Here is a 25,310-nt window from a genome sequence, read left to right on the forward strand (position 1 = left end):
TCGAGAAAGTGCCTGTACCAGGCCTGAATGAAACCAATTTTATCCGGGCGATGCCGTGACAGGCGTCAAGCTGCGGGTTTTAATGGATACCTGTCCTATGGAGTTTGATGCTATGCGTAAGTCTGTTCTGCTGGTTGCTTCCTTTTCCACGATGGCGATGTTGCTCACTGGCTGCCAATCGAGCCTGACCGGTGACTCCTACTCCCGTGACGAAGCGCGTCGTGTGCAGACGATTCGCATGGGCACCATCGAATCCCTGCGTCCAGTGAAAATCGAAGGCACCAAAACCCCAATCGGCGGCGCTGCGGGCGCAGTCGTGGGTGGTGTCGGCGGTAGCGCCATCGGTGGTGGTCGCGGCAGCATCGTCGCAGCGGTCATCGGCGCTGTAGCGGGTGGCCTGGTGGGCTCGGCTGCCGAAGAAGGCCTGACCCGTACTCAAGGCGTTGAAATCACCGTGCGCGAAGACGATGGTAGCATGCGCGCCTACGTGCAGGAAGTTCAGCCAAACGAAGTGTTCCGTGTGGGTGAGCGCGTGCGGATCTCCACCGTGGGTGGGACCAGCCGCGTTTCGCACTAAGCGGGAATGTAGGGTAAAAGAAAACCCCGATCGGGTGACTGGTCGGGGTTTTGTTTTTGGCTGTGGGGTTGAACCAGAGCGTTTACTTGCTTGCATAGCAACCGAGCTGAAAATCGTATTGTGGATCGTAGAATGATCGACCGACTAACGTTTCCAGTTTTGTTATCTGCTGAGAATCAAGGTCATAGCCATAGATTTCTTCTTCAGCTTCAGTCCAACTCATTATCTCCCTAAGCTGTTCAATGTTGTCTGCGGGGACGGGCACTTCGAATACCAGCGCTTCTGTTTCTTTATCAAAAGCATAAATTACGTGGTTCACGGTTCTATCCTTCTTTTCGGATCTGCCGGCTTGTTTTGATTACCTGTTTCAGCATCAAACTCACCAAGATGGCGACCTCGTTTGTCGTACATTTCTACTGCTCCATGCTGATAATCCCATTCTAGAATTCGCCCTTCAGCAGTTCTCCAGCGCATTCGGGTACCTCTACCTTTGCCCCGTGTCTTCTGTTTTGCCGGTGTGGCATCAGGAAAAGCGGTAAGCCCCTTTGGCGCCGGATGATATTTGTGGTCCGCAATACTCACCACAATATAAACCGGCAACACCCCCGAATCCGCCGGAAACACAAGAATGAAATCCTTGTACTCCGGCGGATACACCGGGTTCACGATGATGCTGTCAGCCGCTTTCGTCGGCGGGTAAACCCAGATGTGCGGCGCTTGTGGTGCGGCTTCCAGGGCGGGGATACCGAGGATATTTGAACCGTCCTCGACCGGCGTCCATATCAGCTCGACGCCGTCCCCGAGATCAGCCACTTGCTGACTGCGGCGCAAGGTGAACTGCACGACATCGACCATCTCCCAGTCGCGGTTTTTGCCGGTGTAGAAACCGTATCCCTTGAGACTGCCGTCAGCCTGTTGCTCGATCCGCAGGCGAACGCGAGTGCGGGCCTGTTTGAGGGCGCGCAGTTGGTCTTCGGTATAGAGCGAGCTGTCGCCAAGGCTCGACGGCATGACCAGGGCCATCAGTCCTGCCAGGGTGGCCGCAGCGGTGCTGGCGGCGATGCTGGGTAATGCGGCGAATGCAGAACCACCCAGGGCGAAGCTGCCGAAACCCGCTGGAATGGCGGTGCCACTGATTTTCTTCAGCGGCACCACACCGGTTTCATCAGCCTCGCGAGCGCCGAGCAGCACCAGTTCGCCGTAGTCTTTCAGGCTATCAGTCGGAACAACGCCAGAGGTGTTCGTGTAGTCGATGATTGCATCGGGCAGCTTGCAGGACTTGGCGAACACGCATCCCGCGCGGGCAACGTTGTCCTTTTTCGCTGCGACTTGAAGGCCGTCTTCGAAGGCTTGCTGCCTCGCGAGCATGGCGTCGTAGGCGTTTTGTCTCGCATCGCGCTCGGCCAGCTCGGTGGCCGTCATGTAGCGGTGAGTGATGTGATGACCGTCGCCTGACGGTGGGTTTTGCACCCGGGGGATGTCCTTGTGGCCAGCCACTGATTGTCCTTTCGCTCGTCCATCGGCAACCCCCGAAAGAGGGGCTGCACGACGTTAACGAACGTGGTTAATCGTGACTGTAGGACGAATCCTCAATGTCGCTAAGAGTGTTCTCTATCGCTCAGGAAGGCAGCGCAGCGCTCTTGCGACTCGCCGCCGCCGTCACTGCATAACCGATCAATGCCGCCAGGATCGAGCCGGTCAGAATCCCCATCCGATCCATCCCGGCGTATTCACTAGCGCCTGGTACGAAGGCCAGGGAGCCGACAAACAGACTCATGGTGAAACCGATGCCGCAGAGGATCGCTACGCCCATAATCTGGCCCCAGTTGGCGCCTTGGGGCAGGGCAGCGATGCCGATTTTTACCGCCAGCCAGGTCAGGCCGAAGACACCGACGGTCTTGCCCAGCAGCAGGCCGACGGCGATGCCCATCGGCACGTGGTGGGTGAAACTTTCGACGGTCACGCCGCTCAGGGACAGGCCGGCGTTGGCGAAGGCGAACAGTGGCAGGATGCCGTAGGCCACCCACGGATGCAGGGCATGTTCCAGGGTCAGCAGCGGCGACGGCTCGGCGTTTTTCGTGCGCAGCGGAATGCAGAAGGCCAGGGTCACACCGGCCAGTGTGGCGTGCACGCCGCTTTTGAGCACGCACACCCAGAGGATCAGCCCGATGATCATGTACGGCCCGAGCTTCACCACACCGAGTCGGTTCATCCCGATCAAGGCTGCGATGCAGGCCGCGGCCAATGCCAGGGACAGGGTCGACAGTGCGCCGGAATAGAAGATCGCGATGATGATGATCGCGCCCAGGTCATCGATGATCGCCAGGGTCATCAGGAACAGTTTCAGCGACACCGGCACGCGTTTACCCAGCAGGGCCAGTACGCCGAGGGCGAAGGCGATGTCGGTGGCGGTCGGGATGGCCCAGCCACTCAGCGCGGTCGGGTTGTCACGGTTCAAAAACCAATAGATCAGCGCCGGCACTACCATGCCGCCAATCGCCGCCGCGCCGGGCAGGACGATCTGCGAGGGTTTCGACAGTTGACCGTCGAGGACTTCGCGCTTCACTTCCAGGCCGATCAGCAGGAAGAACAGGGCCATCAGGCCGTCGTTGATCCACAGCAGCAGCGGCTTGGCGATCTTCAGCGCGCCGATCTGCGCCACCACGGGGGTGTCCAGCAGACCGCTATAAAGCCATGACAGCGATGAATTGTTGATGATCAGGGCGAGGACAGCCGCGGCGATCAATAACAGACCGCTGGCAGCTTCCAACTGAAAGAAACGCGTGAACGTGCTACGCAGAGGCAAGGTCGCTCTCCATCGATGAATTCATAAGGTGGCACACCCTAACCCGTACCGTTAGTTGTTAAAACAAAAGTTATATTCTTTTTTGTTATATGTCGTTACAACGTGGTCGGTCAGCAAAGGCCTGAGCCTAGCAGTTACCGGACGTATTGGACCCCAGCTGTATCTGTGCGTGATGTAGGATTTTTCCTAAGCTTGTGGACTGAGCCTTGCGACAAGGCCGACTCTTGCCTGATTCAACGAGAAAACCACCATGAGCGACAACCGACAGTGGGCCCGCGAAGCCATCCGGATCATCGAAGCCGACTTTCAGCGCAGCGCCGACACCCACCTGATCCCGTTGCCGCTGCCGGGGTTGCCGGGCATCGAGTTGTACTTCAAGGATGAGTCGAGCCATCCCACCGGCAGCCTGAAACATCGGTTGGCCCGCTCGTTGTTCCTCTATGCGTTGTGTAACGGCTGGCTCAAACCCGGTGCACCGGTGATCGAAGCCTCCAGCGGTTCGACGGCGATTTCCGAGGCGTACTTCGCCCGTTTACTGGGGTTGCCGTTCATTGCGGTGATGCCTGCGAGCACGTCCAAGGAAAAAATCGCGCAAATCGCTTTCTACGGTGGCAAGAGCCATCTGGTGGACGATCCGACGCAGATTTACGCTGAATCCGAACGCCTGGCTCACGAACATGACGGGCATTTCATCGACCAGTTCACCTACGCCGAACGCGCCACCGACTGGCGAGCGAACAACAACATCGCCGAATCGATCTTCCAGCAGATGCGCTTCGAGCAGCACCCGGAACCGAGCTGGCTGATTTCCAGCCCTGGCACTGGCGGTACCACCGCGACGCTGGGTCGTTACGTGCGCTATCGCCAGCATTGCACTCGAGTGCTGTGTGCCGATGCCGAGCGTTCGGTGTTCTTCGATTACTACAAGACCGGCGACGCCAGTCTGCGCCTGGATCATGGTTCACGGATTGAAGGCATTGGCCGGCCGCGGGTGGAAGCGTCGTTCCTGCCTAAAGTGATCGATGCGATGGTCAAAGTGCCGGACGCGCTGTCGCTGGCGGCCATGCATTATCTGGCTCAGCGTTTGGGGCGACGGGTTGGCGGATCGAGCGGGACCAACCTGATCGGCGCCTTGATGGCGGCCCAGCAGATGGTGGCGGCGGGGGAGTCGGGGTCGATCGTGGCGATTCTGTGCGATGGCGGCGAGCGCTATGCCGACACCTATTACGATCAAGTCTGGCTCAAGGCCCAGGGGTATGAGTTGAGTGGTTTGATGGATGCCGTGGCGGCCAGCGTCGAACGCGGAGAGCCGCTGCCGGCCAGCGTGTTGCGCGCAAATATCTGAGATATCTCAGACGCTGAAGACTCTTGTGGGAGCCGGCGGTGCGACGATCCGACTTGCCCGTGATGGCGGATTCAAATTCAACAGAGATGTTGACTGAAGCACCGCTATCGCGGGCAAGCCCGCTCCCACAGGTTATGTGTTGTTTCGGTGATTTGTGTATCAGGCCTCGAGGCCAAGGATGTCTCGGGCCACCGCTTCAGCAATCCGGATCCCGTCGACGCCCGCCGACAGAATCCCGCCCGCGTAACCCGCGCCTTCACCGGCCGGGAACAAGCCCTTCACGTTCAGGCTCTGCATCGACTCGTTACGGGTAATCCGCAGTGGCGATGAGGTGCGCGTCTCGATCCCGGTCAACACCGCGTCGTGTAGCGAGTAGCCACGAATCTGCTTCTCGAACGCCGGCAAGGCTTCGCGAATCGCTTCAATGGCGAACGCCGGCAGGGCCAGGGCCAAATCACCCAAGGCAACGCCCGGTTTGTAGGACGGCTCAACGCTGCCCAATGCGGTCGACGGTTTGCCGGCAATGAAGTCGCCGACCAGTTGCGCCGGTGCTTCGTAGTTGCTGCCGCCCAGCACAAAGGCGTGGGATTCCAGGCGTTCCTGCAATTCGATGCCGGCCAGCGGGCCGCCCGGGTAATCGACTTCCGGGGTGATGCCGACGACGATCCCGGAGTTGGCGTTGCGTTCGTTACGCGAGTATTGGCTCATGCCGTTGGTGACCACGCGGTTCGGCTCGGAGGTCGCCGCCACCACGGTGCCGCCCGGGCACATGCAGAAGCTGTAGACCGAACGACCGTTCTTGGCGTGGTGCACCAGTTTGTAGTCGGCAGCGCCGAGTTTCGGGTGGCCGGCGTATTTACCCAGGCGCGCGCGGTCGATCAGCGACTGCGGGTGTTCGATGCGGAAACCCACCGAGAACGGCTTGGCTTCCATGTACACGCCACGGCCGTGAAGCATGCGGAAGGTGTCCCGCGCACTGTGGCCGAGGGCCAGAATCACGTGCTTCGAATGGATCTGTTCGCCGCCATCGAGTTCGACGCCAACCAGTTGGCCGTCGTCGATCAGCACATCGGTCACCCGCTGCTGGAAGCGCACTTCGCCGCCCAGGGCGCGAATTTGCTCACGCATGTTTTCCACCACACCGGTCAGACGGAACGTCCCGATGTGCGGCTTGCTGACGTAGAGGATTTCTTCCGGCGCACCGGCCTTGACGAATTCGTGCAGCACCTTGCGACCGAGGAATTTCGGGTCCTTGATCTGGCTGTAGAGCTTGCCGTCGGAGAACGTCCCCGCGCCACCTTCACCGAACTGCACGTTGGATTCGGGGTTGAGCACACTTTTACGCCATAGGCCCCAAGTGTCCTTGGTGCGCTGGCGCACTTCGGTGCCGCGTTCGAGGATGATCGGATTGAAACCCATCTGCGCCAGCAGCAGGCCGGCGAAGATCCCGCACGGGCCGAAACCGACCACGATCGGACGCTGGCTCAGGTCCGCCGGGGCCCGGCCGACCACTTTGTAGCTGACATCCGGCGCCACGTTGACGTTACGGTCATCGGCGAACGTGCGCAGCACCGCCGCCTCATCGCGAACGTTGAGGTCGATGGTGTAGATGAAACACAGTTCGGAGGACTTTTTGCGCGCATCGTAGCTGCGCTTGAACAAGGTGAAATCGAGCAGGTCATCACTGGCGATGCCCAGGCGCTGCACGATGGCAGGGCGCAGGTCTTCTTCGGGATGGTCGATCGGCAACTTGAGTTCGGTGATTCGTAACATGACGGGATCCGGTTCGCGGGGCGCACAACTGCGCCAGGGCGTTTGAAGCCCGCGATTATAAGCCTCAAAGGATGATTCCAGTGAGGATAAAACGATCAGTCGTTACGCGATCCGCCGAAATACCCGCAGCCGCGTTGCACCTGGCCGTCGATACGCAGCTCGGCGCTCATGTGCTGCACGCTGCCGGTGCTGCTGTCGACACAACGTTGCGGCGCGACCCAGAGTTCGATGCGTTGATTATTGGCTTCGGTGCTGAGGTTGAAGCGACCATCGCCCAGTTGTTCTTCAACGTACGGCAGGGCCAGGGGCGGCTGACCGGCGCGGTCGATGACCATGCCCTTGCCGCTGACTTTGACGTTCCACTCGGGGCCATGGCCGGTGGCGCGCAGGATCAGCTGTTTGAAATTGGGATCGTCGCATGCGGTGCCCGAGCGCTCGACGCGGTACAACTGCGTAAGGTCGAGCTGGCTGTCAGCGCCACTGGCAACGATCCGACCGCGCACGTCGGCGAACAGCTTGCCTTGATCATCGGCGAGGGTCGCGGCCTCTTGCAGGATGCTGCTACCACCAGTGTCATTGACCACATAGCTGCGTAGCTCATTACACGGCTGGAACAGCAGCTTGCCGTTTGCCGCCGTCAATTGGCCCTGCATGCGGGTCTGGCCCACATGGGAAGCACTTTGCCGTGGGCCATCAAGCAACTGGCAGGCGGCGAACAACGGAAGCAGGGCAACAAGCACTAAGGAACGGGCAACACGCATCTTTGAGTCTCCTGACAAGTGCCGCCACGTTACTCAGCCTGACTGTTCATCACAACCCTGCAATGTTCTCGCTTTCCTGTGGGCGAGTTTGGTTTAGCCGACGCGGTAGGTCTGGCCGGTCTGCAAGCCTTCCACGCTTTTGGCGTAGGCCAGCGCCACGTCGGCGGCGGGAACCGGTTTGAAACCACGGAAGTACGGCGCATAGCTGCCCATGGCTTCGACCAGCACGTTCGGGCTGACCGAGTTGATACGCAGGCCGCGTGGCAGTTCGATCGCCGCCGCACGGACGAAGGCGTCCAGGGCGCCGTTGACCAGGGACGCGGAGCTGCCGGTACGAATCGGATCGTGGCTGAGGATGCCGGTGGTGAAGGTGAATGACGCACCGTCATTGGCGAATTCCCGGCCGATCAGCAGCAGGTTGACCTGACCCATCAGCTTGTCCCGCAAGCCGAGTTCGAAGTCTTGTGCGGTCATGGTGGCCAACGGCACGAAGTTGACGCTGCCAGCGGCGCAGATCAGTGCATCGAAGTTGCCGGTCTGTTCGAACAGTTTGCGGATCGAGGCGCAGTCACTGATGTCGACCTGGAAATCACCGCTTTTACGGCCGATACGGATGATTTTGTGGCGCTGGGACAGTTCATAGTCAATGGCCGAACCGACGGTGCCGGAGGCGCCAATCAACAGAATTTTCATCGTGCAGTTCCTCAAATGGGTTGGATTTAAAGTTAAGTCTAGTGTGGTTTTTTTTATTAATAAGCGCGCTAATGGGCAACCTTTGGTTTTCAAATGGAAACAATCCATGAGCGAAATGGACGATCTGGCGGCGTTCGCGGTATTGATCGAGGCGGGCAGTTTCACCCTGGCCGCCCAGCAACTGGGTTGCAGCAAGGGCCAACTCTCCAAGCGCATCAGCCTGCTGGAAACGCGCTTTGGCGTGGTGTTGCTGCAGCGCACCACGCGTCGCTTGAGCCTGACGGCAGCGGGTGCGGCGCTGTTGCCGCAAGCCCAGGCGCTGGTGGTTCAAGTCGAGCGGGCGCGTCAGGCGTTGGCGCGGCTCAAAGACGACATGGCCGGCCCGGTGCGGATGACGGTTCCGGTTTCATTGGGGGAAACGTTCTTTGATGGCGCACTGTTGGAGTTTTCCCGGCAGTACCCCGAGGTGCAGATCGAGCTGGAGCTCAACAACCACTATCGCGACTTGTCCCGGGATGGTTTCGATCTGGCGATCCGCTCGGAAGTGGCCAACGACGAACGCCTGGTCGCCCGACCGCTGCTGGCCTGGCATGAGATGACTTGCGCTAGCCCCGCGTATCTGGAGCGATTCGGTGAGCCGCTGACGCCTCAGGCCTTGGCCGAACACCGCTGCCTGCTCAACAGCCATTACAGCGGTCGCGAGGAATGGCTTTATCACCAACAGCACGAGTTAACGCGGGTGCGAGTGTCGGGGCCGTTCGCCAGCAACCATTACAACCTCTTGAAGAAAGCTGCATTGACCGGTGCGGGCATTGCGCGTTTACCGTCCTATCTGTTGCAAGAGGAATTGGCCGACGGACGTTTACGCTGGCTTCTGCGCGATTATCAGACCCGCAGCATGCCGATGTATTTGGTGCATCCGTATCAGGGCGGGCTGCCCAAGCGTACCCAAGTGCTGGCGGATTATTTGATCGGCTGGTTCAAGCGCAGTGGTGAGGCGTTGGATCGGCTTCAACGATAATGTCTCACCACACAACCTTTATGGGAGTTCCGAGGTTGGTATCAGCGGGCGTAACGCCGGGCAATCAGGTGATCGATCGACAACTTGCCAGGTCCAGTCGCCATCAAGTACAACAACACCGCCGCCCAGGTGCCGTGGGTCGGATACGCATCGGGGTACACGAACAGTTGAATGGTCAGGGTCATGCCCAGCAGCGCCAGGGCCGAAAAGCGCGTGGCGAAGCCGATCAGGATCAGTATCGGAAAGAAATGCTCGGCGAAGGCCGCCAGGTGCGCCGCCAGTTCCGGGGAAAGTAACGGCAGGTGATACTCGCTCTGGAACAACGGGATGGTCGAGTCCGCCAGCCTTGGTACGCCGAGTTCAAAGGTGCCGTCGATCAAGTCGATGGCCAGGCCTTCCACCTTGGTCTGCCCGGATTTCCAGAACACCGCGGCAATGGAAAAACGCGCGATAAAGGCGATCAGGCTGTGGGGGATTTTTTCCAGCAGCGCGATGGCGCGGGCGATGGGGTTGTGCTGAATATTCATGGCGATACCTGGTTGTGGCGTAAATGAGTGATGGCGTTGTGGCTGATCAGCAGTGCCAGGGTTTGGCTGAGATCGAAGGCCGGGGCGCTTTCCAACGCTTGGCTCAGGGGTTGGCCGAGTCGCAGGTTCTGAATGAATGTGCTGGCGCCGTGGTCGATGGCGAAAACCTCGACCTCCAGTGCGTTGCGCAACACCAGCGCGTTTTGCCCGTGGCCGAGGTCGATCCCGGCCAGCGTTGCGTCACGCTGATGAGCCGCCCAGATCGCGACCACGGGGCGGGCTGAAGTCAGCAGATTCAAGGAGGGGTGAAGCCCGACCGTCAGTTCGTTCAGCACCTGCGGGTCTGACAGCACGGCGGCGATGTGCTCATGGCTCAAAGGCTGCGCATCAGCGGCGTGATAGGCCTGAACGCGCAAGCGCTCCAGCCGCGCCACATCGGCCAGATAAGGCACGCTGGCTGCCGGTTCAAAACTGTCGATGAAGTCGGCGAAGTCCTTGCCGTAGTCGTTGATGAGAGGGCTTTGTGGCGGGCAACTCTGTACATACAGCCGCGCCATCACCCGGAAAAACTCATCACCGACCAACTGCACAACCACCGGATAACTGTTGACCAAGGCGTCGATCAGCGAGCTCTGCACATTGTTGCGATACACCGCAAAACGGCTGGCCGGATCGGCGCCGTTGGCACTGCACACACCCTCGGGGCAGGGCTGTTGCGGATCGAGCAGGGCGGCGGTAAACGCGGCTTGAGTGCTCATGGCCGGCTCCCGGCGCGGTGCAGCAACTCATCGGCATGCCGGGCTTCGGCGTGCAGCACGCTGAAGGCCGGTAACCGGTTGTCGCGTTCGATCAACGTGGCGATCGGACCGACCCGCTCCAGCACCCGTGAGTACAGCGTCCACACCGCGTTATCGACGGGCGCACCGTGATCGTCGATCAGCAGACGGTCACCGAGGCTGTCGGTGTCTTCGGCAAACCCCGCCAGATGAATCTCTCCCACGGCCTGCAGCGGCAGGGCGTCGATGTAGGCCAGCGGATCTTTTTGGTGGTTGATGCAGGAAACGTAAACGTTGTTGACGTCCAGCAGCAGGCCGCAGCCGGTGCGGTGAATGACTTCACTGATGAAGTCGGCTTCATCGATTGTCGAGTGCTGGAACGCCAGGTATGTCGCCGGGTTTTCCAGCAGCATCGGGCGTTTGAGGGTGTTCTGCACCTGATCGATGTGCTCGCAGACGCGGTTCAGTGTCGGCGCATCGTAGGCCAGGGGCAGCAGGTCATTGAGAAACACCGGGCCATGGCTGGACCAGGCCAGGTGTTCGGAAAAGGAGTGGGGTTGATAGCGCTCGATCAGCGCGGCGAGCCTTTGCAGGTGCTGACCATCCAGCGGACCTTCGGCACCGATGGACAGGCCAACGCCGTGCAGCGACAGCGGATACAGCTCGCGGATCAACCCCAGAAAATGATGAAACGGGCCGCCGGCCACCATGTAGTTTTCGGCGTGGACTTCGAAGAAACCGATGTCCGGTTGTGCACCGAGCACTTCACGAAAGTGCTCGGTCTTGAGCCCCAGCCCGGAGCGGGGCGGGAGCCCGGAGAATGAATGGTTCATGGTCGACACTCAGGCTGGGGGCTGATTACGACTTGGCTTTGTAGGCTTCCATCTGGCCGAAACCGGTTGGCGAAGTCTTGCTCTCGGTGGTCATGCAGGTGCCTTTCGGGACGAGTTTCCAGGCATTGGCCTGGTGATCCATTTTGGCGGTGCCGGCGCAAGTGGTGCCAGCGCCTGCGGCGCAATCGTTATGACCTTTCATGGCCACGCCGAAGCATTTTTCCATGTTGGCGTCAGCGGCATGGGCCGTGGAGACCGCGGCGATGCTCAAGGCAGAGCCAAGGGCCAGAACCAGGGCGGTGGCGGACAGGGTGCGGGTGGTAGCAGTCATGATGTTTCTCCGAAATTGAGCTTGGTTTGGCAAGCGTTTGTGCTTGCTTACCGCTCTAGAGAAACGACAGGGTGAGGCGTTACAGCTGACTGCAAATTTTTTTAAAAATCCTCAAAACACCATTCCTTGTGGGAGCGAGCCTGCTCGCGATAACGGTGTGACATTCAGCGTTGATGCTGGCTGACACTGCGCTATCGCGAGCAGGCTCGCTCCCACGGGGATTTTCATTTGCTGTGGGGTTTGTGCCGGGCACAAAAAAACGGCCCGAAGGCCGTTTTCTGTTTACCGCAAAGACTCAACCACCCAAGTACGCTTCACGCACTTTCGGATCCGTCAGCAACGCCTCCCCAGTGCCGGTCATCACCACTCGACCGTTCTCCAGAACGTAGGCACGGTCGGCGATTTTCAGGGCCTGGTTGGCGTTCTGCTCCACCAGGAACACCGTCACGCCATCCTTGCGCAGCTGTTCGATGATGTCGAAGATCTGCTGGATAATGATCGGTGCCAGGCCCAGCGATGGCTCGTCGAGCAGCAACAGCTTGGGCTTGCTCATCAGCGCGCGGCCGATGGCGAGCATTTGCTGTTCGCCGCCGGACATGGTGCCGCCACGTTGGGCAAAGCGTTCTTTCAGGCGTGGGAAAAGTCCGAGAACCTTGTCCATCTGTTCCTGATAATCGCCCTTGTCGGTGAAGAACCCGCCCATGGCGAGGTTTTCTTCGACGGTCAGACGGGCAAACACCCGACGGCCTTCCGGAACCACGGCGATACTTTTACGCATGATCTGCGACGAGTCCTGGCCGACGAGCTCTTCGCCCATGTAGCGGATGCTGCCGCTGTGGGCTTGCGGCGAACCGCAGAGGGTCATCAGCAGGGTCGACTTGCCGGCACCGTTGGCGCCGATCAGGGTCACGATCTCGCCCTGGCGGACTTCGACGTTGACGCTGTGCAGCGCCTGGATCTTGCCGTAGAAGGTGGAAACGTTTTCGAACTGCAGCATTTACGCTTCCCCCAGGTAGGCTTTGATCACTTCAGGATTGTCGCGGATCTGCTCCGGCGTGCCGTTGGCCAGCGGTGTGCCCTGGTTGATCACGAAGATGTGGTCGGAAATGCTCATGACCAGTTTCATGTCGTGTTCGATCAACAGCACCGTCACGTTATGCTCTTCACGCAGAGTGCCGATCAGCGCCTTGAGGTCCTCGGTTTCCCGCGGGTTGAGGCCGGCGGCCGGTTCGTCGAGCATGAGGATCCGCGGGCGGGTCATCATGCAGCGAGCGATTTCCAGGCGACGTTGCTGACCATAGGCCAGGGTGCCGGCCGGGCGGTTGGCGAACTCCTTGAGGTTGACCTTTTCCAGCCAGTACTCGGCGTATTCCATGGCCTCGCGTTCGCTTCGGCGGAACGACGGGGTCTTGAACAGGCCGGCCAGGAAGTTGGTGTTCAGGTGACGGTGTTGCGCGATCAAGAGGTTTTCGACCGCCGTCATTTCCTTGAACAGCCGTACGTTCTGGAAGGTCCGCACCACGCCTTTGAGGGCAATCTTGTGGCCCGGCAGGCCCTGGATCTGCTCGCCGTCCAGCACGATGGTGCCGGCGGTTGGCTGGTAGAAACCGGTCAGGCAGTTGAATACAGTGGTCTTGCCGGCACCGTTGGGGCCGATCATCGATACCACTTGTTTCTCTTTGACACTCAGGGCCACGCTGTTGACCGCCAGCAGGCCGCCGAAGCGCATGCTCAGGTCAGTGACTTTCAGGATCTCACGGCTCATTTGCGCAGCTCCATGTGGGGGCGTTGCATCGGCAGCAGACCTTGAGGACGCCAGATCATCATCAACACCATCAAGGCGCCGAACATCAACATGCGGTATTCACTGAATTCACGCATCATTTCCGGCAACAGAATCATCACCGTGGCGGCGAGTACGACGCCCAGTTGCGAGCCCATGCCACCCAGCACCACGATGGCGAGGATGGTCGCCGATTCGATGAAGGTGAAGGATTCCGGTGTCACCAGGCCTTGGCGCGCGGCGAAGAAGCTACCGGCGAAACCGGCGAAGCAGGCACCCAGGGTGAAAGCCGACAGCTTGATGACCGTAGGGTTGAGGCCCAGCGCACGGCAGGCGATTTCGTCTTCACGCAGCGCTTCCCAGGCACGACCCAGGGGCATGCGCAGCAAGCGGTTGATGACGAACAGGGCGAACAGAGACAACAACACCGCGATCAGGTAAAGGAAAATCACCTTGTTCACCGGGTTGTAGGTCAGACCGAAGTACTCGTGGAAAGTCTGCAGACCCTCTGCGGCGGTTTTATCGAAGGTCAGCCCGAAGAGTGTTGGTTTGGGAATGTTGCTGATGCCGTTCGGGCCGCCGGTGAGGCCGGTCAGGTTACGCAGGAACAGACGGATGATTTCACCGAAGCCCAGGGTCACGATCGCCAGGTAGTCACCGCGCAAGCGCAGCACCGGGAAACCGAGCAGGAAGCCGAACGTGGCCGCCATCATTCCGGCAATCGGCAGGCAGATCCAGAAGCTCAGGCCGTAGTAGTGCGACAGCAGCGCATAACTGTAGGCGCCCACGGCATAGAAGCCGACGTAACCGAGGTCGAGCAGGCCGGCCAGGCCGACCACGATGTTCAGGCCCAGGCCGAGCATCACGTAGATCAGCACCAGGGTGGCGATATCCACCGCACCGCGAGAGCCAAAGAACGGCCAGACCAGTGCACCGATGATCAACGCAATGATGATCCAGCGCTGGGTGCTCGGCAGGGTCAGGAAATTACTGGCCTTGGCCGGCATGACCGGCATGTTGGGCGAGGATTTCCAGGCCGCGCTGATCTGCTGGTCGAACAGCACCCGCAGGAACATCAGCACCGAGCACGCGGCGATGGTGATCAGTGTGGCGGTACTGGCGCCCTGGACTTCGAGGTTGATGCCGACGATGGTCAGTTTCAAACCGAGTACCGGGTAGGCAACGGCCCACACCAGCAAGGCGCTGAACAACGCCTGTTTAAGATTCCTAGTCATACTTTCTCAACCTCCGGACGGCCCAACAGGCCGGTTGGCCGGAACAACAACACCAGGACCAATAGACCGAACGCCACGACGTCCTTGTACTGGTCGCCGAAGATATCGGCACCGAAGGCTTCCGCCACCCCAAGCACCAACCCGCCGAGCATCGCGCCGGGGATGCTGCCGATACCGCCCAGTACCGCGGCGGTGAAGGCCTTGAGGCCGACCAGGAAACCTGCGTTCGGGTTGATCACGCCGTATTGCATGCTCAACAGCACAGCTGCGATAGCCGCCAGTGCCGCACCGATGACGAAGGTCAGGGCGATGATGTTGTTGGTGTTGATGCCCAGGAGGTTGGCCATCTTGATGTCTTCGGCACAGGCACGGCAGGCGCGACCCAGACGAGAGCGGGAGATGAACAGTGTCAGGCCGAGCATGGCGATCAGCGTCACCACGAACACCACGATTTGCATGTAGGAAATCAGCACTTCATGTGCGCCACCTGGCCCGATGGAGAAGTTGCCGGGGATCAGGTTGGAGATGGATTTGTCCTTGGAGTCTTGCGAAAGCAGAACCGTGTTCTGCAGGAAGATCGACATGCCGATGGCGGAAATCAGCGGGATCAGACGGTTGCTGCCGCGCAGGGGGCGGTAGGCGATCCGTTCGATACTGTAACCGTAGGCACTGGTCACGACGATGGTCGCGATGAAAGCCGCGGTCATCAATAACGGGACGCTCTCGAGTCCCAGCATGGCCAGCCCGGCGATGGCGATGAACGCCACGTAAGAGCCGATCATGTACACCTCGCCGTGGGCGAAGTTGATCATTCCAATGATGCCGTAAACCATCGTATAGCCGATGGCGATCAGGGCATACGTGCTGCCAATGGTCAGACCATTAACCAGCTGTTGGAAAAAGTGATAGATGTCAGGCATTACAGCGCTCCTAAAAACCTGATACGCATTTCACTGGTGGAGTCATTTTCCCGCTCGAGGCCCATGGATCTGCATCCACTTCGAATTCGAGGTTTGCCAGCGAACCGCTGATGACGGTTTTGAGATTTTCAGGTGGGGAGGCTGGCGGATCACGCCAGCGCGGCCCAATACGTTCGTAAAATAAAGCCCACGGCACGCCGTGGGCTTTATTGGCAGTCAGTCAGGCACGCCTTATTGAGGCGAAACTTCAGTTTTAGGTTTGCCGAAGTGCCACTGGTAAACCACGAACTTGAAGTCTTTCAGGTCACCCTTGGCGTCGAAGCTCAGGTCGCCAGTCGGGGTCTTGAAGGTGCCTGCGTGGATGGCAGCAGCCACTTTGGCAGTGTCTTCGCTCTTGGCAGCCTTGATGCCTTCGGCGATGACTTCCACAGCCGAGTAGGCCGGGAACACGAACGGACCGCTCGGGTCTTCTTTCTTGGCTTTGAACGCGTCAGCCAGGGCGATGTTGGCCGGATCCTGGTCGAAGGATTTCGGCAAGGTCACCAGCAGGCCTTCGGAAGCCTCCTTGGCGATTTGCGAAATGGAGTCGTTACCCACGCCTTCCGGACCCATGAACTTGGCTTTCAGGCCCTTTTCCTCGGATTGACGCAGGATCAGACCCAGTTCCGGGTGGTAGCCGCCGTAGTAAACGAAGTCGACGTTGGCTTGTTTGAGCTTGGCGATCATCGAGGAGAAGTCTTTGTCGCCGGCGTTGATGCCTTCGAACACCGCAACCTTGACGCCTTTGGCTTCGAGGGTTTTCTTCACGGCACTGGCGATGCCTTCACCGTATTGCTGTTTGTCGTGCAGTACGGCAACGATTTTCGGTTTTACGTGATCGGCGATGTAGTTACCGGCGGCAGGGCCCTGGGCGCTGTCCAGACCGATGGTGCGGAACACCATTTTGTAACCACGGGAGGTGATGTCCGGGCTGGTGGCAGCCGGAGTGATCATGATCACGCCTTCGTCTTCGTAAATGTCGGACGCCGGTTGAGTGGAGCTGGAGCACAGGTGACCGACCACGAACTTGACGCCGTCGTTGACGACTTTGTTCGCGACGGCAACCGCTTGTTTTGGATCGCAGGCATCGTCGTATTCAACGGCTACGAGCTTCTTGCCGTCGACGCCACCCTTGGCGTTGATTTGTTCGATGGCCATTTTGGCGCCGCTGAACTGCATGTCGCCGTATTGGGCTACAGGGCCGGTTTTAGGGCCGGCGATGCCGATCTTGATGGTGTCAGCGGCGAACGAATGGCTGGCAACTCCGGCCAGAACCATAGCGGCAAACAGTTTTGAAATCTGCTTAGTAGCCTTAGTCATAGTGCTCCACTCTTACTGTTGTAGTTTTTATAGTCCTGGCGCCGTAGCAGCAGAACCGGGTCAGATATCGTCGATATCCTCCGGAAAATGCCCCCGGCAACTGTACCGGTACAGTGTAGAGCGCCGATTGTTGGCCTGGGAAGCTGGCGCCAGGGGGCAAAACCTGAGGGTGTCGCTTTATTGAAAGAAAAAGACAGAATAGCGGCGAGATGTTAGCTGGCTAATACTTGAAGCAGCAGCATTCCCTGGCTTTCCCGGGTTTTTCAATCGGTAACGCAATTGCATCCGGGTTTTTCTGGCGCAACACCGACGTTATCATTCACATCGATTTCTTTTGCGGACAGGAACCCATGACTCAAGAACCTAGCACCCTCTATGCCAAGCTGCTTGGTGAAACCGCATCTATTACCTGGAAAGAGTTGGAGCCGTTCTTTGCCAAGGGTGCCCTATTGTGGGTCGATCCTGGTCTGGATTTGATCGCCGCGGCAGAAGCAGTGGCGACCGATGAAGGCGAGAAAGTCGCTGCCTGGCTGGCCGCCGACAAGGTCGCCAAGCTGTCTGAAACGCGGGCGCTGGATCTTTTCGAGCGCGATCCGCAGCTGTGGGCTGTGGTGGTTTCGCCGTGGATCATGATCCAGGAAAGGGCGAAGGCTTGAGTTCATGCACCTGTTTGGTGCTGACATTTATCAGGAAAAAGTGTGTAGCCGAGTAGCGTGATGGCATGTTGCCGTGGAGAAAGGCCACAGAAAGGCCGCTATAACGGTGACGTAAACGTAACGGGAACAGTTTATTGAGCAGCCGATGGGCTGCTTAATTGTTTCTGGATGTTGGGACTTGTGGTGAGCTTTATGCCGCCATCACGGGCAAGCCCGCTCCCACAGGTACTGCGTTTTTTCAAAAGACAACGCAGTCCTTGTGGGAGCGGGCTTGCCCGCGATTGGGGGCGCCGCGGTTTAAGCCGTCTTGCCCGTATGGTTATTCAGCGAAATAACCTTGGTCTTGCCAATCCGGTGACGATAGATCTCGCGCAGGTACTTGATCGCCTTCTTCACGCAATCGCGCGACAACCGAATGTCGTTGATCGAGACGAACTTCTCCTTGTCGTTGATCAGCTCGCGGTACTTCTTCTCATACATCGGTTTGATCGCGTACCAGTTGGTGTCGAGGATCTTCGCCGGGTTTTCGAATTCGTTGAGCAGTTCGTCAATGCGGTTTTCGTCGAAGTCTTCATTGATGATGAAGTCCAGGATCGAGTTGTCCAGGGTGTCATCGAAGCGGTACGGGTTTTTCGCAAAACAACGCTTGATGAACGCCACGATCAGCGTCAGGAAATCGTCCGACAGGCACGGGCTCTTGGCGATCAACGTGGTCAGCGACAGGTTGGCCGAGGCGCCGATCACCAGTGCATAACGCTTGAGCGTGGTGTTGGGGAACAGGCTGTTGAGGTGGGTCTTCAAGCGGTTAAGGTCCATATAGGACAGCTTGTAGTCCTTGGGCAAGGACACAATCGACACCACCGACGAGCAATTCTTGAAGAAGTGCAGGTCGTGCAATGCGGCCGCGTCATAGCCCGAATTCTTGTACTGCTCAAGCGAGGCGCGATAGCGCTTGGACTCGATTGGCAACAGGCTGATGCCTTCGATGGCCTGGGTGACTTTGTTGAAGTGCGGCAGGTCGATGGAGCGGAAGAACAGATCGTCGATGTTCAGGCGCTGCGGCTCTTTCTCGAACACCTTGAACTTGTCGCTGCTTGGCGGCGGGGTTTCCGGCACCACGGACTCGGCGTAGGCAATTGCCACGGGGCCGGCCAGGCTCATGAACAGGTCGTTGGCGTCCAGGCGAATGGTTTCGCCGATGTCGATGCCGGCACGACGGAAATAGTTCTGGTCGTAGTCGGTGGTCACCGCCTGTGCCGTCAGAATGTTGAATATCTGCTGTGAGATGTACTGGTTGGCGTGCTTTTCCATCGCGTTGACGTCGATGTTCTGAATGTTGCCGTCATCGCTTTCTTCGGCATAACGCATGATGTCGTTGGAGATCAGCATCATTGCGTTCCAAGGGCGAATACGGCCCATGACGCTGGCTTCGCTGCTGTCTTCGTTGGCGAAGTTGTAGGAGAAGTCCCACTCTTCCGACAGGTATTTGCACAGCAGGCGACCGGCGTTGATGTGCAGCGCTTCGGACATTTCACTGCGGTGATCGGAAATGTTCGGCAGTACGCAGATGCCGCTGGTGAAAATCGGCTCGAAGACGAAGGAATGGCCACTCTTGCCGTCGTGTTCGTCCATCGGCTTGGTGTCGAACGTCTTGTTCATATACGAGTGCTGTTGGGCCAGGCCGAATTCCGAGGCCATACCCGAACCGGTACCGCCGCCGGCACTGAAGATCGAGAAATACAGGCGCGACTGGTTGGCCTTGATCCCGCAGCTGTCGATCAGGTACGAGTGAATCATCTTCCAGTCGGGGCTGGAGAAGCGCTGGGTGTCCTTGTTCAGGATGATTTTGGCCAGGTACTGGCCGAGGATCGGTGCGTTACCGGCGCCACCGGCGTGGACTTCCGACAAGTCCATGATTTTCATTTTGCTGTAGTCGCGCAAAAAGCCGCTTTTTTCGCCCTTGCGCGAGAAACGGATGCGACCGGCGATGTCCTTGTCCAGGTCGCCGAGCATCACCAGCGGTTCCACCAGGAACACCGGTTTGGTGGCCTTGTTCGGCCCCAGGCGCAGGTTGTTGCGAATCCACTGCGCCGGGCTGTAGCCCTTTTCGGCGTAGCGCTTGTCCGGCGACAGACGGTCTTCGTTATTGAATTCGTTGAGGTAGAACTTGCGGGCGTTGTACACCAGCTCCGCCACGTCCAGCGCGATGTTCGAACCGCAGCGGCCCAGGCCGATCAGGCACACCGAAGGGAATTCCTGGTCGTTGTGCTGTTCGTTGTCGCCTTCCAGATGGGGCGGGCGCGGGAACACCAGGTCGCGCAGGCCGTCGAGGTTGTCGAGGATGCGGTCGGTATTGGTTTCGGTGAAATACAGGTATTGCTGAGTCGACAGTGGACGCGACGGGGGCAATGGCTTCGACGATGAGGGGCTGTTCGCCGCGGGGCTCAGGGTCAGGTCGGATACCGCGGTGGCCGGATTGTTTTTAGAAGTCATTGTGCGCCATATACCTGGACTGGTCGGCTCGGCGACAAGTGTCATCGAGTCATCACGAAATGGGATCTCGCGTCTTTTTGCAGCGCGAATGTGACCCTAGCGTCAGGACCTTGGCCTGAACATCGCTCGGGGGAATCCTTTCCTTAACCATGATGAATCGGCCAATATTCGACGATCTTTAATCAACGGGAGGCTAAATGATGGCAACGTTGCCTGCGCTGGGGTTCGCCGGAATCGGCCTGATGGGGTTGCCGATGTGCCGACGTCTGTTGGCGGCCGGTTGTCCGCTGACGGTGTGGAACCGCCACCCGGCCAAGTGCGCAGCGCTGGTCGAGGCCGGCGCACGGCAAGTGGCGACACCGGCCGAGCTGTGTCAGCACGCCGATGTGGTGATGTTGTGCCTGGCCGATACCGCGGTGGTACGTGAGGTGGTGTTTGGCGCGGCAGGCGTTGCCGAGGGGGCGAAAAGCGGCCAGTTGCTGGTGGATTTTTCCAGCCTGGAGCCCACCGCAACGCGGGAAATGGCCACAGCACTGGCCAATAAAACCGGGATGGGTTGGCTCGATGCGCCGGTGTCCGGCGGGGTGGTCGGTGCCGAAGCCGGCAGCCTGGCGATCATGGTCGGTGGCGAGGCGGCAGACCTTGCGCGCGTGCGCTCGGTGTTGCTGACCCTTGGCCAGCGCGTGACCCACATGGGCCCGGTCGGCGCGGGGCAGGTGACCAAGGCCTGCAATCAGATGATCGTCGCCTGCAATGCCTTGGTCATCGCTGAAGTGGTGGCTCTGGCCGAGCGCTCCGGGGTCGATGCCCGGTTGATTGCCGAGGCGCTGGCCGGTGGTTTCGCCGATTCAAAACCGTTGCAGGTTCTCGCGCCGCAAATGGCCGAAAGCCGTTTCGAACCGGTGAAATGGCACGTACGCACGCTGCTCAAGGATCTTGATACCGCCGTGAAGTTTTCCCGCGAGCAGGGTTCGGCCACGCCGATCAGCGGATTGGCCGCACAACTGATGCGCCTCCATGGGGGGCAGGGGTTTCTGGAAAAGGATCCGTCGACGTTAGTGCAGCTATACCGTGAGCCAGACTCAACGAATTGATGGTGTGCATGTGCTTGCGCTGGTTGATTTCGGCCAGCACCGGGCGCAACTCAACCAGTGGCACCGGACGGCTCAGCAAGTAGCCCTGAACGAAATCGCAGCCGTGGCGTTCGAGAAAATCGTATTGCTCGAAGGTTTCGACGCCTTCGGTGACGACCTGCAAATGCAGGGTGTGGGCCATGACGATAATGGCCTGGACGATTTCCATGTCCTGGGTGGCCTTGGGGATGTCCTGAATGAACGAGCGGTCGATCTTCAGCGTGTTTAATGGCAGGCGCCTGAGGTAGGCCAGGGATGAATAGCCGGTGCCGAAGTCGTCGATCGACAACGAAACGCCAAGGGCGCGAATCTGCCGCAGCAATACCAGGGTGTTGGCGATATTGCCCATCAGCGCATTCTCGGTCACTTCCAGTTCCAGCCGGTGTGGTGCCACCCCGAAGAGGTGCAGGGCGTGTTCGATTTCATTGGCCAGCTCTTCTCGCGCCAGGTTCAGGGGCGAACAATTCACCGCGATTTTGAGGTCTTCGCAATTGTGGCGGGACAGTTCGCCCAAGTCCTCGCAGGCCTTGCGCAGCACCCAGTTGTCCAGATCGGCGATCAGGCCGTTGGCCTCGGCGATGGCGATGAACCGATCCGGTGTCAGCAATCCGTGAACCGGGTGTTGCCAACGGACCAGCGCTTCAAGTTTGGTGACTCGGCCGATTCTCAGGTCATGGATCGGTTGGTAATACAGCATCAACCCGATGTTTTCGCGCAGTGCGTGACGCAGTTCTTCTTCGAGTTGCAACTCCAGTGTGGCGCGGGTTTTCAGGTTTGAGCTGAAAAAGTGCAGGGCGTTACGACCGCAATCTTTGGATTGGTACAGCGCCAGATCGGCGTTTTTCAGCAGTTCTTCGCAGGTTTTGCCGTCTTCCGGAAACAGGCTGATGCCGATGCTGGTGGTCATGACCATGCGCCGTCCGGACAACTCGATGGGTTCCTTCATTTTCAGCATGATGCGCTGGGCCATTTGCCGCGCCTCTTCACGGTCGTAGAGGCTGATGAGGATGCAGAATTCGTCGCCACCAAAACGCGCCACCACGTCTTCGTGGCTGCGGACCGAGGCTTTGATGTGGCTGGCCAGGACTTTGAGCAATTCGTCGCCGGCGTCATGGCCGAGGCTGTCGTTGATTCGCTTGAAGTGGTCGATGTCCAGGAACATCACCGCCAGCATGCCGCCTTCGTTGGTTTTCTCGATGAGTCTCTCGGCGAAGAGCTGGTTGAAACCCCGGCGATTGATCAGGTTGGTCAAGGGGTCGTAGTGCGCCACCTGTTGCAGCGACATGCGTGCCTGGTCCAGTTGACCGAGCAGGGCGTTGACCCGCTGCAGGTCGGACTCCTTGTGTTGCAGCTTCTTGTCCGCCAGTGCGGCACTGATGCTGCTGCCGATGATCAGCAGCGCCATCACCGCCACCGTCAGCCCCAGTTGCAGGTGATTATTGTCGTCGGGCAGCGGTTGAAGGCTGTCATCGGGCAGCATCAGGTTGAGCGATGCCATGCCGGTGAAGTGCATGCTGACAATGCCGGCCCCGAGCACCAGACTGGCGGTGTATTTGAGCAGCAGATGATACGCACCGGTGTCATCGCGCAAGTGACTGGAAATCAATAGGGCAGCCAGGCTGGCCCCGATAGCGATCACGACGGAGAGCACGAACAGGACGGGTTGGTAATAGACCTGCGCATTCGATCGCAGCGCGGCCATGCCGACGTAGTGCATGGTCGCGATGCCCAGGCCGATCCACACCGCGGCCCGCAGGTATTGCCAGAAATTCAGCTGGGGATGGCTGAGGGTGTACATGGCCAGCCACGAGGCGGTCAGGGCGAACAACAGCGAGATCAGGGTGGTGGGCAGGTGGTAATGGATCTCGATCGGCGCCTGGAAGGCCAGCATGCTGATGAAATGCATGGACCAGATACCGCCCGCCAGACACCCGGCGCCGATCCAGCGCCAGAGTCGTTGAGAGGCGGATTTTTCCACATGACCCACCCGCTCGGTCATGTCCAGCGTAGCGAAACCGGCCGTGCAGGCGACCAGATAGGCCAGCAACACCAGAAACGGGTTATGGGTGCAATTGAGGATGACCTGCCCGCTTTCCGGTAGCTCGGTCATGAAATGCAAACCAAGCCACTCCATAGCATGTCCCATCTGTGAGTCATCCTGGCCTGCGTCATGCGCGCTGGCGAATGCTGGCAGTATAGAGGGCTTACACAGAGCGCAAGGGGTGATAGCACATTGATGTCGAATATTTTTCGAATGGGCTTGATTGCGGTCGCTGCCGAGCCTTAGACGATCTGCTCAAAAGGCGTTTCGAATTCAGGTTGCAGGGGGGGCAGCCCGAACGCGGCCCGTGCCGCATCGCAATCCACGTTCGCCTCGCCATTGGCCCAAGAGGCGTCGAACTCCCGACAGGTGCTGGAGCGCTGATCATAAATCGAGCACTGCACTGTGGTGCCCACTTCTCCCACCAGACCGACACAGCGAACGGGTTTGCAGTCTGTGCCCAGCATGGCCACCCGGCTGGGGCTGATGGACGTGACAAGTTCGTCAGGCACCGTTCCCCCGGCCGAGGTGCATTCACCCCAGAAAAAAGACACGCGGAAATGAGAACAGCAGGCACCGCAATTCAGACACGGACTGGCTTCGGACATGGGCAATGATCAAAGGAGGGATGGGGACAGGGTGGGCAGACAAGGTCGCTATTCTAGGCTTCGCCATGGCATTGGGAAGGGGGGCGCAGAGGTATTTTTCTATCCTCCGACTGAGGGTGAAATACCTGGCTCCCTGGCAGCACTCATCCCACAGGTTGTGCGTGGCGCCATGAGCTGATATCAGCCTTACAAATAATGACAGACAGCTCTGAGGGGCCTGACTAGATTGGAGGTTCCGGGGACAGTGAAAGCCCCAACAACAATAAAAAGAGACGGACCCCATGCAGAGCACGACCCAAGCGGCGAATGCCTGGCGCATTCTGTTCCTGTTGTTCCTGGCCAACCTGTTCAACTTCTTTGACCGCACCATCCCGGCCATCATCATCGAGCCGATCCGCATGGAATGGCACCTCAGCGACTTTCAGCTGGGGATCATCGGGACCGCATTCACCATCGTTTACGCCATTGCCGGCCTGCCTCTGGGGCGATTGGCCGATACCGGCTCGCGCAGCAAACTGATGGGCTGGGGCCTGGCGGCATGGAGCGGGCTGACCGCGGTCAACGGATTGGTGGGCAGTTTCTGGAGTTTTCTGATCGTGCGCATGGGCATCGGTATCGGTGAAGCCAGTTACGCGCCGGCTGCCAACTCGCTGATCGGCGACCTGTTCCCCGCGCACCGTCGGGCACGGGCCATGGGCATTTTCATGCTCGGATTGCCGTTGGGCCTGCTGCTGGCCTTTTTCACGATTGGCGCGATGGTCAAGGCGTTCGACAGCTGGCGTGCGCCGTTCTTCATTGCGGCGGTGCCAGGGTTGATCCTCGCGGTGTTCATGTTCTTCATCAAAGAGCCGAAACGTGGCGCCGCGGAAAGCGTGCAGGTTTCGCAGGAGCGCGTGGACCGGCCGATCCGTCGAGTGCTGGCGGTGCCGACTTTCCTGCGGCTGGTGATGGCGGGGCTGTGCTTCAACTTCGCGACGTATGCCTGTAACTCGTTTCTGGTGCCGATGCTGCAGCGCTATTTCCTGATGCCGTTGCAGGATGCGGCGGTGGCGACCGGGGTGATCGTCGGGGTGACCGGGTTGTTCGGCCTGACGCTCGGCGGCTGGATCGCCGACAAGATTCACCAGCGGGTGGCCAACGGGCGACTGCTGTTCGCCGCATTCAGTCTGGTCATTTCGACGTTGTGCACGGCTTGGGCGCTGCATGCCGGGCGAATCGAAATCGGGGTGTTTGTCGCGGTGTTCAGCCTGGGTTGGTTGTTCGCCTACAACTTCTATACCTGTGTGTACACGGCGATTCAGGACGTGGTCGAACCGCGCCTACGGGCGACGGCGATGGCGTTGTTCTTTGCCGGGTTGTATCTGTTGGGCGGTGGTTTGGGGCCGGTGGTGGTGGGCGGTCTGTCCGATCATTTCGCCCATAGCGCGATGCTCTCGGCGGGCGCCGAACAGATGACCGAGGCGTTCAAGGCTGTCGGTCTGCATGACGCGATGTACCTGATTCCTGTGGCGCTGTTTTTCACCATGGTGTTTCTGTTTTTGGCGTCGCGGTGTTTTGTCAGAGATGCCAAGCGGATGAAGGAAGGGTTGGTGGCGGTGGTTGAGCCTGCGGGTTCTGCGGTGACTGCCTGATCGCCATC

The 25,310-nt window shown here is 59.2% G+C and carries 24 protein-coding genes; 6 read left to right on the plus strand and 18 right to left on the minus strand.

Annotation, left to right across the window (positions count from 1 at the left end; translation table 11 throughout):
• Nucleotides 1-112 precede the first annotated feature (112 nt).
• Nucleotides 113-577 (plus strand): glycine zipper 2TM domain-containing protein, encoded by a 465-nt coding sequence (locus tag J3D54_RS14885; RefSeq protein WP_253419425.1) that lies wholly within the window; start codon nt 113-115, stop codon nt 575-577.
• An 82-nt stretch (nt 578-659) separates the two neighbouring features.
• On the opposite strand, the gene J3D54_RS14890 is transcribed toward J3D54_RS14885, so the two are convergent.
• The 3 genes from J3D54_RS14890 to nhaA all read right to left on the minus strand — a co-directional run bounded on the left by J3D54_RS14890 (nt 660) and on the right by nhaA (nt 3,383).
• A complete protein-coding gene (locus J3D54_RS14890) occupies nt 660-896 on the minus strand; it encodes a hypothetical protein (RefSeq protein ID WP_253419427.1) in 237 nt (78 codons plus the stop codon).
• Entirely contained in the window at nt 893-2,074 is a 1,182-nt protein-coding gene (locus J3D54_RS14895) for an S-type pyocin domain-containing protein (protein ID WP_253419429.1), read from the minus strand. Before J3D54_RS14895 ends, J3D54_RS14890 begins: the two co-directional genes overlap by 4 nt.
• 121 nt (nt 2,075-2,195) lie before the next feature.
• Entirely contained in the window at nt 2,196-3,383 is a 1,188-nt protein-coding gene (nhaA, locus tag J3D54_RS14900; protein WP_253419433.1) for a Na+/H+ antiporter NhaA, read from the minus strand.
• A gap of 250 nt (nt 3,384-3,633) precedes the next feature.
• Between nhaA and J3D54_RS14905 the strand changes: the two genes are divergently transcribed.
• On the plus strand, nt 3,634-4,728 hold the full coding sequence (locus J3D54_RS14905; protein ID WP_253419438.1) for a PLP-dependent cysteine synthase family protein: 1,095 nt from the start codon (nt 3,634-3,636) through the stop codon (nt 4,726-4,728).
• A 159-nt stretch (nt 4,729-4,887) separates the two neighbouring features.
• Here J3D54_RS14905 and J3D54_RS14910 read toward each other — a convergent pair whose 3' ends face one another.
• The 3 genes from J3D54_RS14910 to J3D54_RS14920 all read right to left on the minus strand — a co-directional run bounded on the left by J3D54_RS14910 (nt 4,888) and on the right by J3D54_RS14920 (nt 7,955).
• Nucleotides 4,888-6,501, minus strand: coding sequence for an NAD(P)/FAD-dependent oxidoreductase (locus tag J3D54_RS14910; RefSeq protein ID WP_253419440.1), 1,614 nt, complete (start codon nt 6,499-6,501; stop codon nt 4,888-4,890).
• Between the two features lie 95 nt (nt 6,502-6,596).
• Entirely contained in the window at nt 6,597-7,262 is a 666-nt protein-coding gene (locus J3D54_RS14915; RefSeq protein ID WP_253419442.1) for a COG3650 family protein, read from the minus strand.
• 93 nt (nt 7,263-7,355) lie between these two features.
• The gene (locus tag J3D54_RS14920; protein ID WP_253419444.1) at nt 7,356-7,955 is read right to left on the minus strand and encodes a short chain dehydrogenase; all 600 of its coding nucleotides are present in this window, start codon (nt 7,953-7,955) and stop codon (nt 7,356-7,358) included.
• Between the two features lie 106 nt (nt 7,956-8,061).
• Here J3D54_RS14920 and J3D54_RS14925 point away from each other — a divergent pair, with 106 nt between their 5' ends.
• On the plus strand, nt 8,062-8,976 hold the full coding sequence (locus J3D54_RS14925; RefSeq protein WP_019580939.1) for a LysR family transcriptional regulator: 915 nt from the start codon (nt 8,062-8,064) through the stop codon (nt 8,974-8,976).
• A 41-nt stretch (nt 8,977-9,017) separates the two neighbouring features.
• On the opposite strand, the gene J3D54_RS14930 is transcribed toward J3D54_RS14925, so the two are convergent.
• The 9 genes from J3D54_RS14930 to J3D54_RS14970 all read right to left on the minus strand — a co-directional run bounded on the left by J3D54_RS14930 (nt 9,018) and on the right by J3D54_RS14970 (nt 16,740).
• Nucleotides 9,018-9,503 (minus strand): DoxX family protein, encoded by a 486-nt coding sequence (locus J3D54_RS14930; RefSeq protein ID WP_253419446.1) that lies wholly within the window; start codon nt 9,501-9,503, stop codon nt 9,018-9,020.
• Complete coding sequence (locus tag J3D54_RS14935; RefSeq protein WP_253419448.1) at nt 9,500-10,261, minus strand: DUF2063 domain-containing protein; 762 nt, start codon at nt 10,259-10,261, stop codon at nt 9,500-9,502. Before J3D54_RS14935 ends, J3D54_RS14930 begins: the two co-directional genes overlap by 4 nt.
• Nucleotides 10,258-11,112 carry a DUF692 domain-containing protein gene (locus tag J3D54_RS14940; protein ID WP_253419450.1) on the minus strand — a complete coding sequence of 285 codons (855 nt, stop codon included), beginning with the start codon at nt 11,110-11,112 and terminating at the stop codon, nt 10,258-10,260. Before J3D54_RS14940 ends, J3D54_RS14935 begins: the two co-directional genes overlap by 4 nt.
• Before the next feature lie 25 nt (nt 11,113-11,137).
• Nucleotides 11,138-11,443 carry a DUF2282 domain-containing protein gene (locus J3D54_RS14945; protein ID WP_019580935.1) on the minus strand — a complete coding sequence of 102 codons (306 nt, stop codon included), beginning with the start codon at nt 11,441-11,443 and terminating at the stop codon, nt 11,138-11,140.
• Between the two features lie 295 nt (nt 11,444-11,738).
• A complete protein-coding gene (locus tag J3D54_RS14950) occupies nt 11,739-12,440 on the minus strand; it encodes an ABC transporter ATP-binding protein (protein WP_030128348.1) in 702 nt (233 codons plus the stop codon).
• Nucleotides 12,441-13,208: a high-affinity branched-chain amino acid ABC transporter ATP-binding protein LivG gene (gene livG / locus J3D54_RS14955; protein WP_253419453.1), complete on the minus strand. Its 768-nt coding sequence runs from the start codon at nt 13,206-13,208 to the stop codon at nt 12,441-12,443. It lies immediately after the preceding gene.
• Entirely contained in the window at nt 13,205-14,461 is a 1,257-nt protein-coding gene (locus J3D54_RS14960) for a high-affinity branched-chain amino acid ABC transporter permease LivM (RefSeq protein WP_253419456.1), read from the minus strand. The genes livG and J3D54_RS14960 overlap by 4 nt, the downstream gene beginning before the upstream one ends.
• Entirely contained in the window at nt 14,458-15,381 is a 924-nt protein-coding gene (gene livH, locus J3D54_RS14965; RefSeq protein ID WP_253419459.1) for a high-affinity branched-chain amino acid ABC transporter permease LivH, read from the minus strand. The genes J3D54_RS14960 and livH overlap by 4 nt, the downstream gene beginning before the upstream one ends.
• A 231-nt stretch (nt 15,382-15,612) precedes the next feature.
• Nucleotides 15,613-16,740 carry a branched-chain amino acid ABC transporter substrate-binding protein gene (locus J3D54_RS14970; protein WP_253419462.1) on the minus strand — a complete coding sequence of 376 codons (1,128 nt, stop codon included), beginning with the start codon at nt 16,738-16,740 and terminating at the stop codon, nt 15,613-15,615.
• Between the two features lie 350 nt (nt 16,741-17,090).
• On the opposite strand from J3D54_RS14970, the gene J3D54_RS14975 reads away from it, so the two are divergent.
• Nucleotides 17,091-17,396: a DUF2288 domain-containing protein gene (locus tag J3D54_RS14975; RefSeq protein ID WP_367399651.1), complete on the plus strand. Its 306-nt coding sequence runs from the start codon at nt 17,091-17,093 to the stop codon at nt 17,394-17,396.
• A 297-nt stretch (nt 17,397-17,693) separates the two neighbouring features.
• On the opposite strand, the gene J3D54_RS14980 is transcribed toward J3D54_RS14975, so the two are convergent.
• On the minus strand, nt 17,694-19,889 hold the full coding sequence (locus J3D54_RS14980) for a hypothetical protein (RefSeq protein ID WP_253419466.1): 2,196 nt from the start codon (nt 19,887-19,889) through the stop codon (nt 17,694-17,696).
• A 197-nt stretch (nt 19,890-20,086) separates the two neighbouring features.
• Here J3D54_RS14980 and J3D54_RS14985 point away from each other — a divergent pair, with 197 nt between their 5' ends.
• Nucleotides 20,087-20,983: an NAD(P)-dependent oxidoreductase gene (locus J3D54_RS14985; protein WP_253419469.1), complete on the plus strand. Its 897-nt coding sequence runs from the start codon at nt 20,087-20,089 to the stop codon at nt 20,981-20,983.
• Here the strand turns inward: J3D54_RS14985 and J3D54_RS14990 are convergent.
• Together J3D54_RS14990 and J3D54_RS14995 are read right to left on the minus strand one after the other, a co-directional pair.
• Nucleotides 20,874-23,156 carry a bifunctional diguanylate cyclase/phosphodiesterase gene (locus J3D54_RS14990; RefSeq protein ID WP_253426627.1) on the minus strand — a complete coding sequence of 761 codons (2,283 nt, stop codon included), beginning with the start codon at nt 23,154-23,156 and terminating at the stop codon, nt 20,874-20,876. The genes J3D54_RS14985 and J3D54_RS14990 overlap by 110 nt on opposite strands.
• Nucleotides 23,157-23,305: 149 nt before the next feature.
• The gene (locus J3D54_RS14995) at nt 23,306-23,671 is read right to left on the minus strand and encodes a YkgJ family cysteine cluster protein (protein ID WP_253419471.1); all 366 of its coding nucleotides are present in this window, start codon (nt 23,669-23,671) and stop codon (nt 23,306-23,308) included.
• A gap of 281 nt (nt 23,672-23,952) precedes the next feature.
• Here J3D54_RS14995 and J3D54_RS15000 point away from each other — a divergent pair, with 281 nt between their 5' ends.
• Nucleotides 23,953-25,302: an MFS transporter gene (locus J3D54_RS15000; RefSeq protein ID WP_253419473.1), complete on the plus strand. Its 1,350-nt coding sequence runs from the start codon at nt 23,953-23,955 to the stop codon at nt 25,300-25,302.
• Nucleotides 25,303-25,310: the final 8 nt, after the last annotated feature.

This window comes from Pseudomonas sp. GGS8 (genome assembly GCF_024168645.1).
Taxonomy (GTDB): Bacteria; Pseudomonadota; Gammaproteobacteria; order Pseudomonadales; family Pseudomonadaceae; genus Aquipseudomonas.

Bases quoted from the DNA above. Each gene is read 5' to 3' on its own strand.
- J3D54_RS14885 (WP_253419425.1), top strand. From the start codon at position 113: ATGCGTAAGTCTGTTCTGCTGGTTGCTTCCTTTTCCACGATGGCGATG.
- J3D54_RS14905 (WP_253419438.1), top strand. From the start codon at position 3,634: ATGAGCGACAACCGACAGTGGGCCCGCGAAGCCATCCGGATCATCGAA.
- J3D54_RS14910 (WP_253419440.1), bottom strand. From the start codon at position 6,501: ATGTTACGAATCACCGAACTCAAGTTGCCGATCGACCATCCCGAAGAA.
- J3D54_RS14915 (WP_253419442.1), bottom strand. From the start codon at position 7,262: ATGCGTGTTGCCCGTTCCTTAGTGCTTGTTGCCCTGCTTCCGTTGTTC.
- J3D54_RS14920 (WP_253419444.1), bottom strand. From the start codon at position 7,955: ATGAAAATTCTGTTGATTGGCGCCTCCGGCACCGTCGGTTCGGCCATT.
- J3D54_RS14925 (WP_019580939.1), top strand. From the start codon at position 8,062: ATGAGCGAAATGGACGATCTGGCGGCGTTCGCGGTATTGATCGAGGCG.
- J3D54_RS14930 (WP_253419446.1), bottom strand. From the start codon at position 9,503: ATGAATATTCAGCACAACCCCATCGCCCGCGCCATCGCGCTGCTGGAA.
- J3D54_RS14935 (WP_253419448.1), bottom strand. From the start codon at position 10,261: ATGAGCACTCAAGCCGCGTTTACCGCCGCCCTGCTCGATCCGCAACAG.
- J3D54_RS14940 (WP_253419450.1), bottom strand. From the start codon at position 11,112: ATGAACCATTCATTCTCCGGGCTCCCGCCCCGCTCCGGGCTGGGGCTC.
- J3D54_RS14945 (WP_019580935.1), bottom strand. From the start codon at position 11,443: ATGACTGCTACCACCCGCACCCTGTCCGCCACCGCCCTGGTTCTGGCC.
- J3D54_RS14950 (WP_030128348.1), bottom strand. From the start codon at position 12,440: ATGCTGCAGTTCGAAAACGTTTCCACCTTCTACGGCAAGATCCAGGCG.
- livG (WP_253419453.1), bottom strand. From the start codon at position 13,208: ATGAGCCGTGAGATCCTGAAAGTCACTGACCTGAGCATGCGCTTCGGC.
- J3D54_RS14960 (WP_253419456.1), bottom strand. From the start codon at position 14,461: ATGACTAGGAATCTTAAACAGGCGTTGTTCAGCGCCTTGCTGGTGTGG.
- livH (WP_253419459.1), bottom strand. From the start codon at position 15,381: ATGCCTGACATCTATCACTTTTTCCAACAGCTGGTTAATGGTCTGACC.
- J3D54_RS14970 (WP_253419462.1), bottom strand. From the start codon at position 16,740: ATGACTAAGGCTACTAAGCAGATTTCAAAACTGTTTGCCGCTATGGTT.
- J3D54_RS14975 (WP_367399651.1), top strand. From the start codon at position 17,091: ATGACTCAAGAACCTAGCACCCTCTATGCCAAGCTGCTTGGTGAAACC.
- J3D54_RS14980 (WP_253419466.1), bottom strand. From the start codon at position 19,889: ATGACTTCTAAAAACAATCCGGCCACCGCGGTATCCGACCTGACCCTG.
- J3D54_RS14985 (WP_253419469.1), top strand. From the start codon at position 20,087: ATGATGGCAACGTTGCCTGCGCTGGGGTTCGCCGGAATCGGCCTGATG.
- J3D54_RS14990 (WP_253426627.1), bottom strand. From the start codon at position 23,156: ATGGAGTGGCTTGGTTTGCATTTCATGACCGAGCTACCGGAAAGCGGG.
- J3D54_RS14995 (WP_253419471.1), bottom strand. From the start codon at position 23,671: ATGTCCGAAGCCAGTCCGTGTCTGAATTGCGGTGCCTGCTGTTCTCAT.
- J3D54_RS15000 (WP_253419473.1), top strand. From the start codon at position 23,953: ATGCAGAGCACGACCCAAGCGGCGAATGCCTGGCGCATTCTGTTCCTG.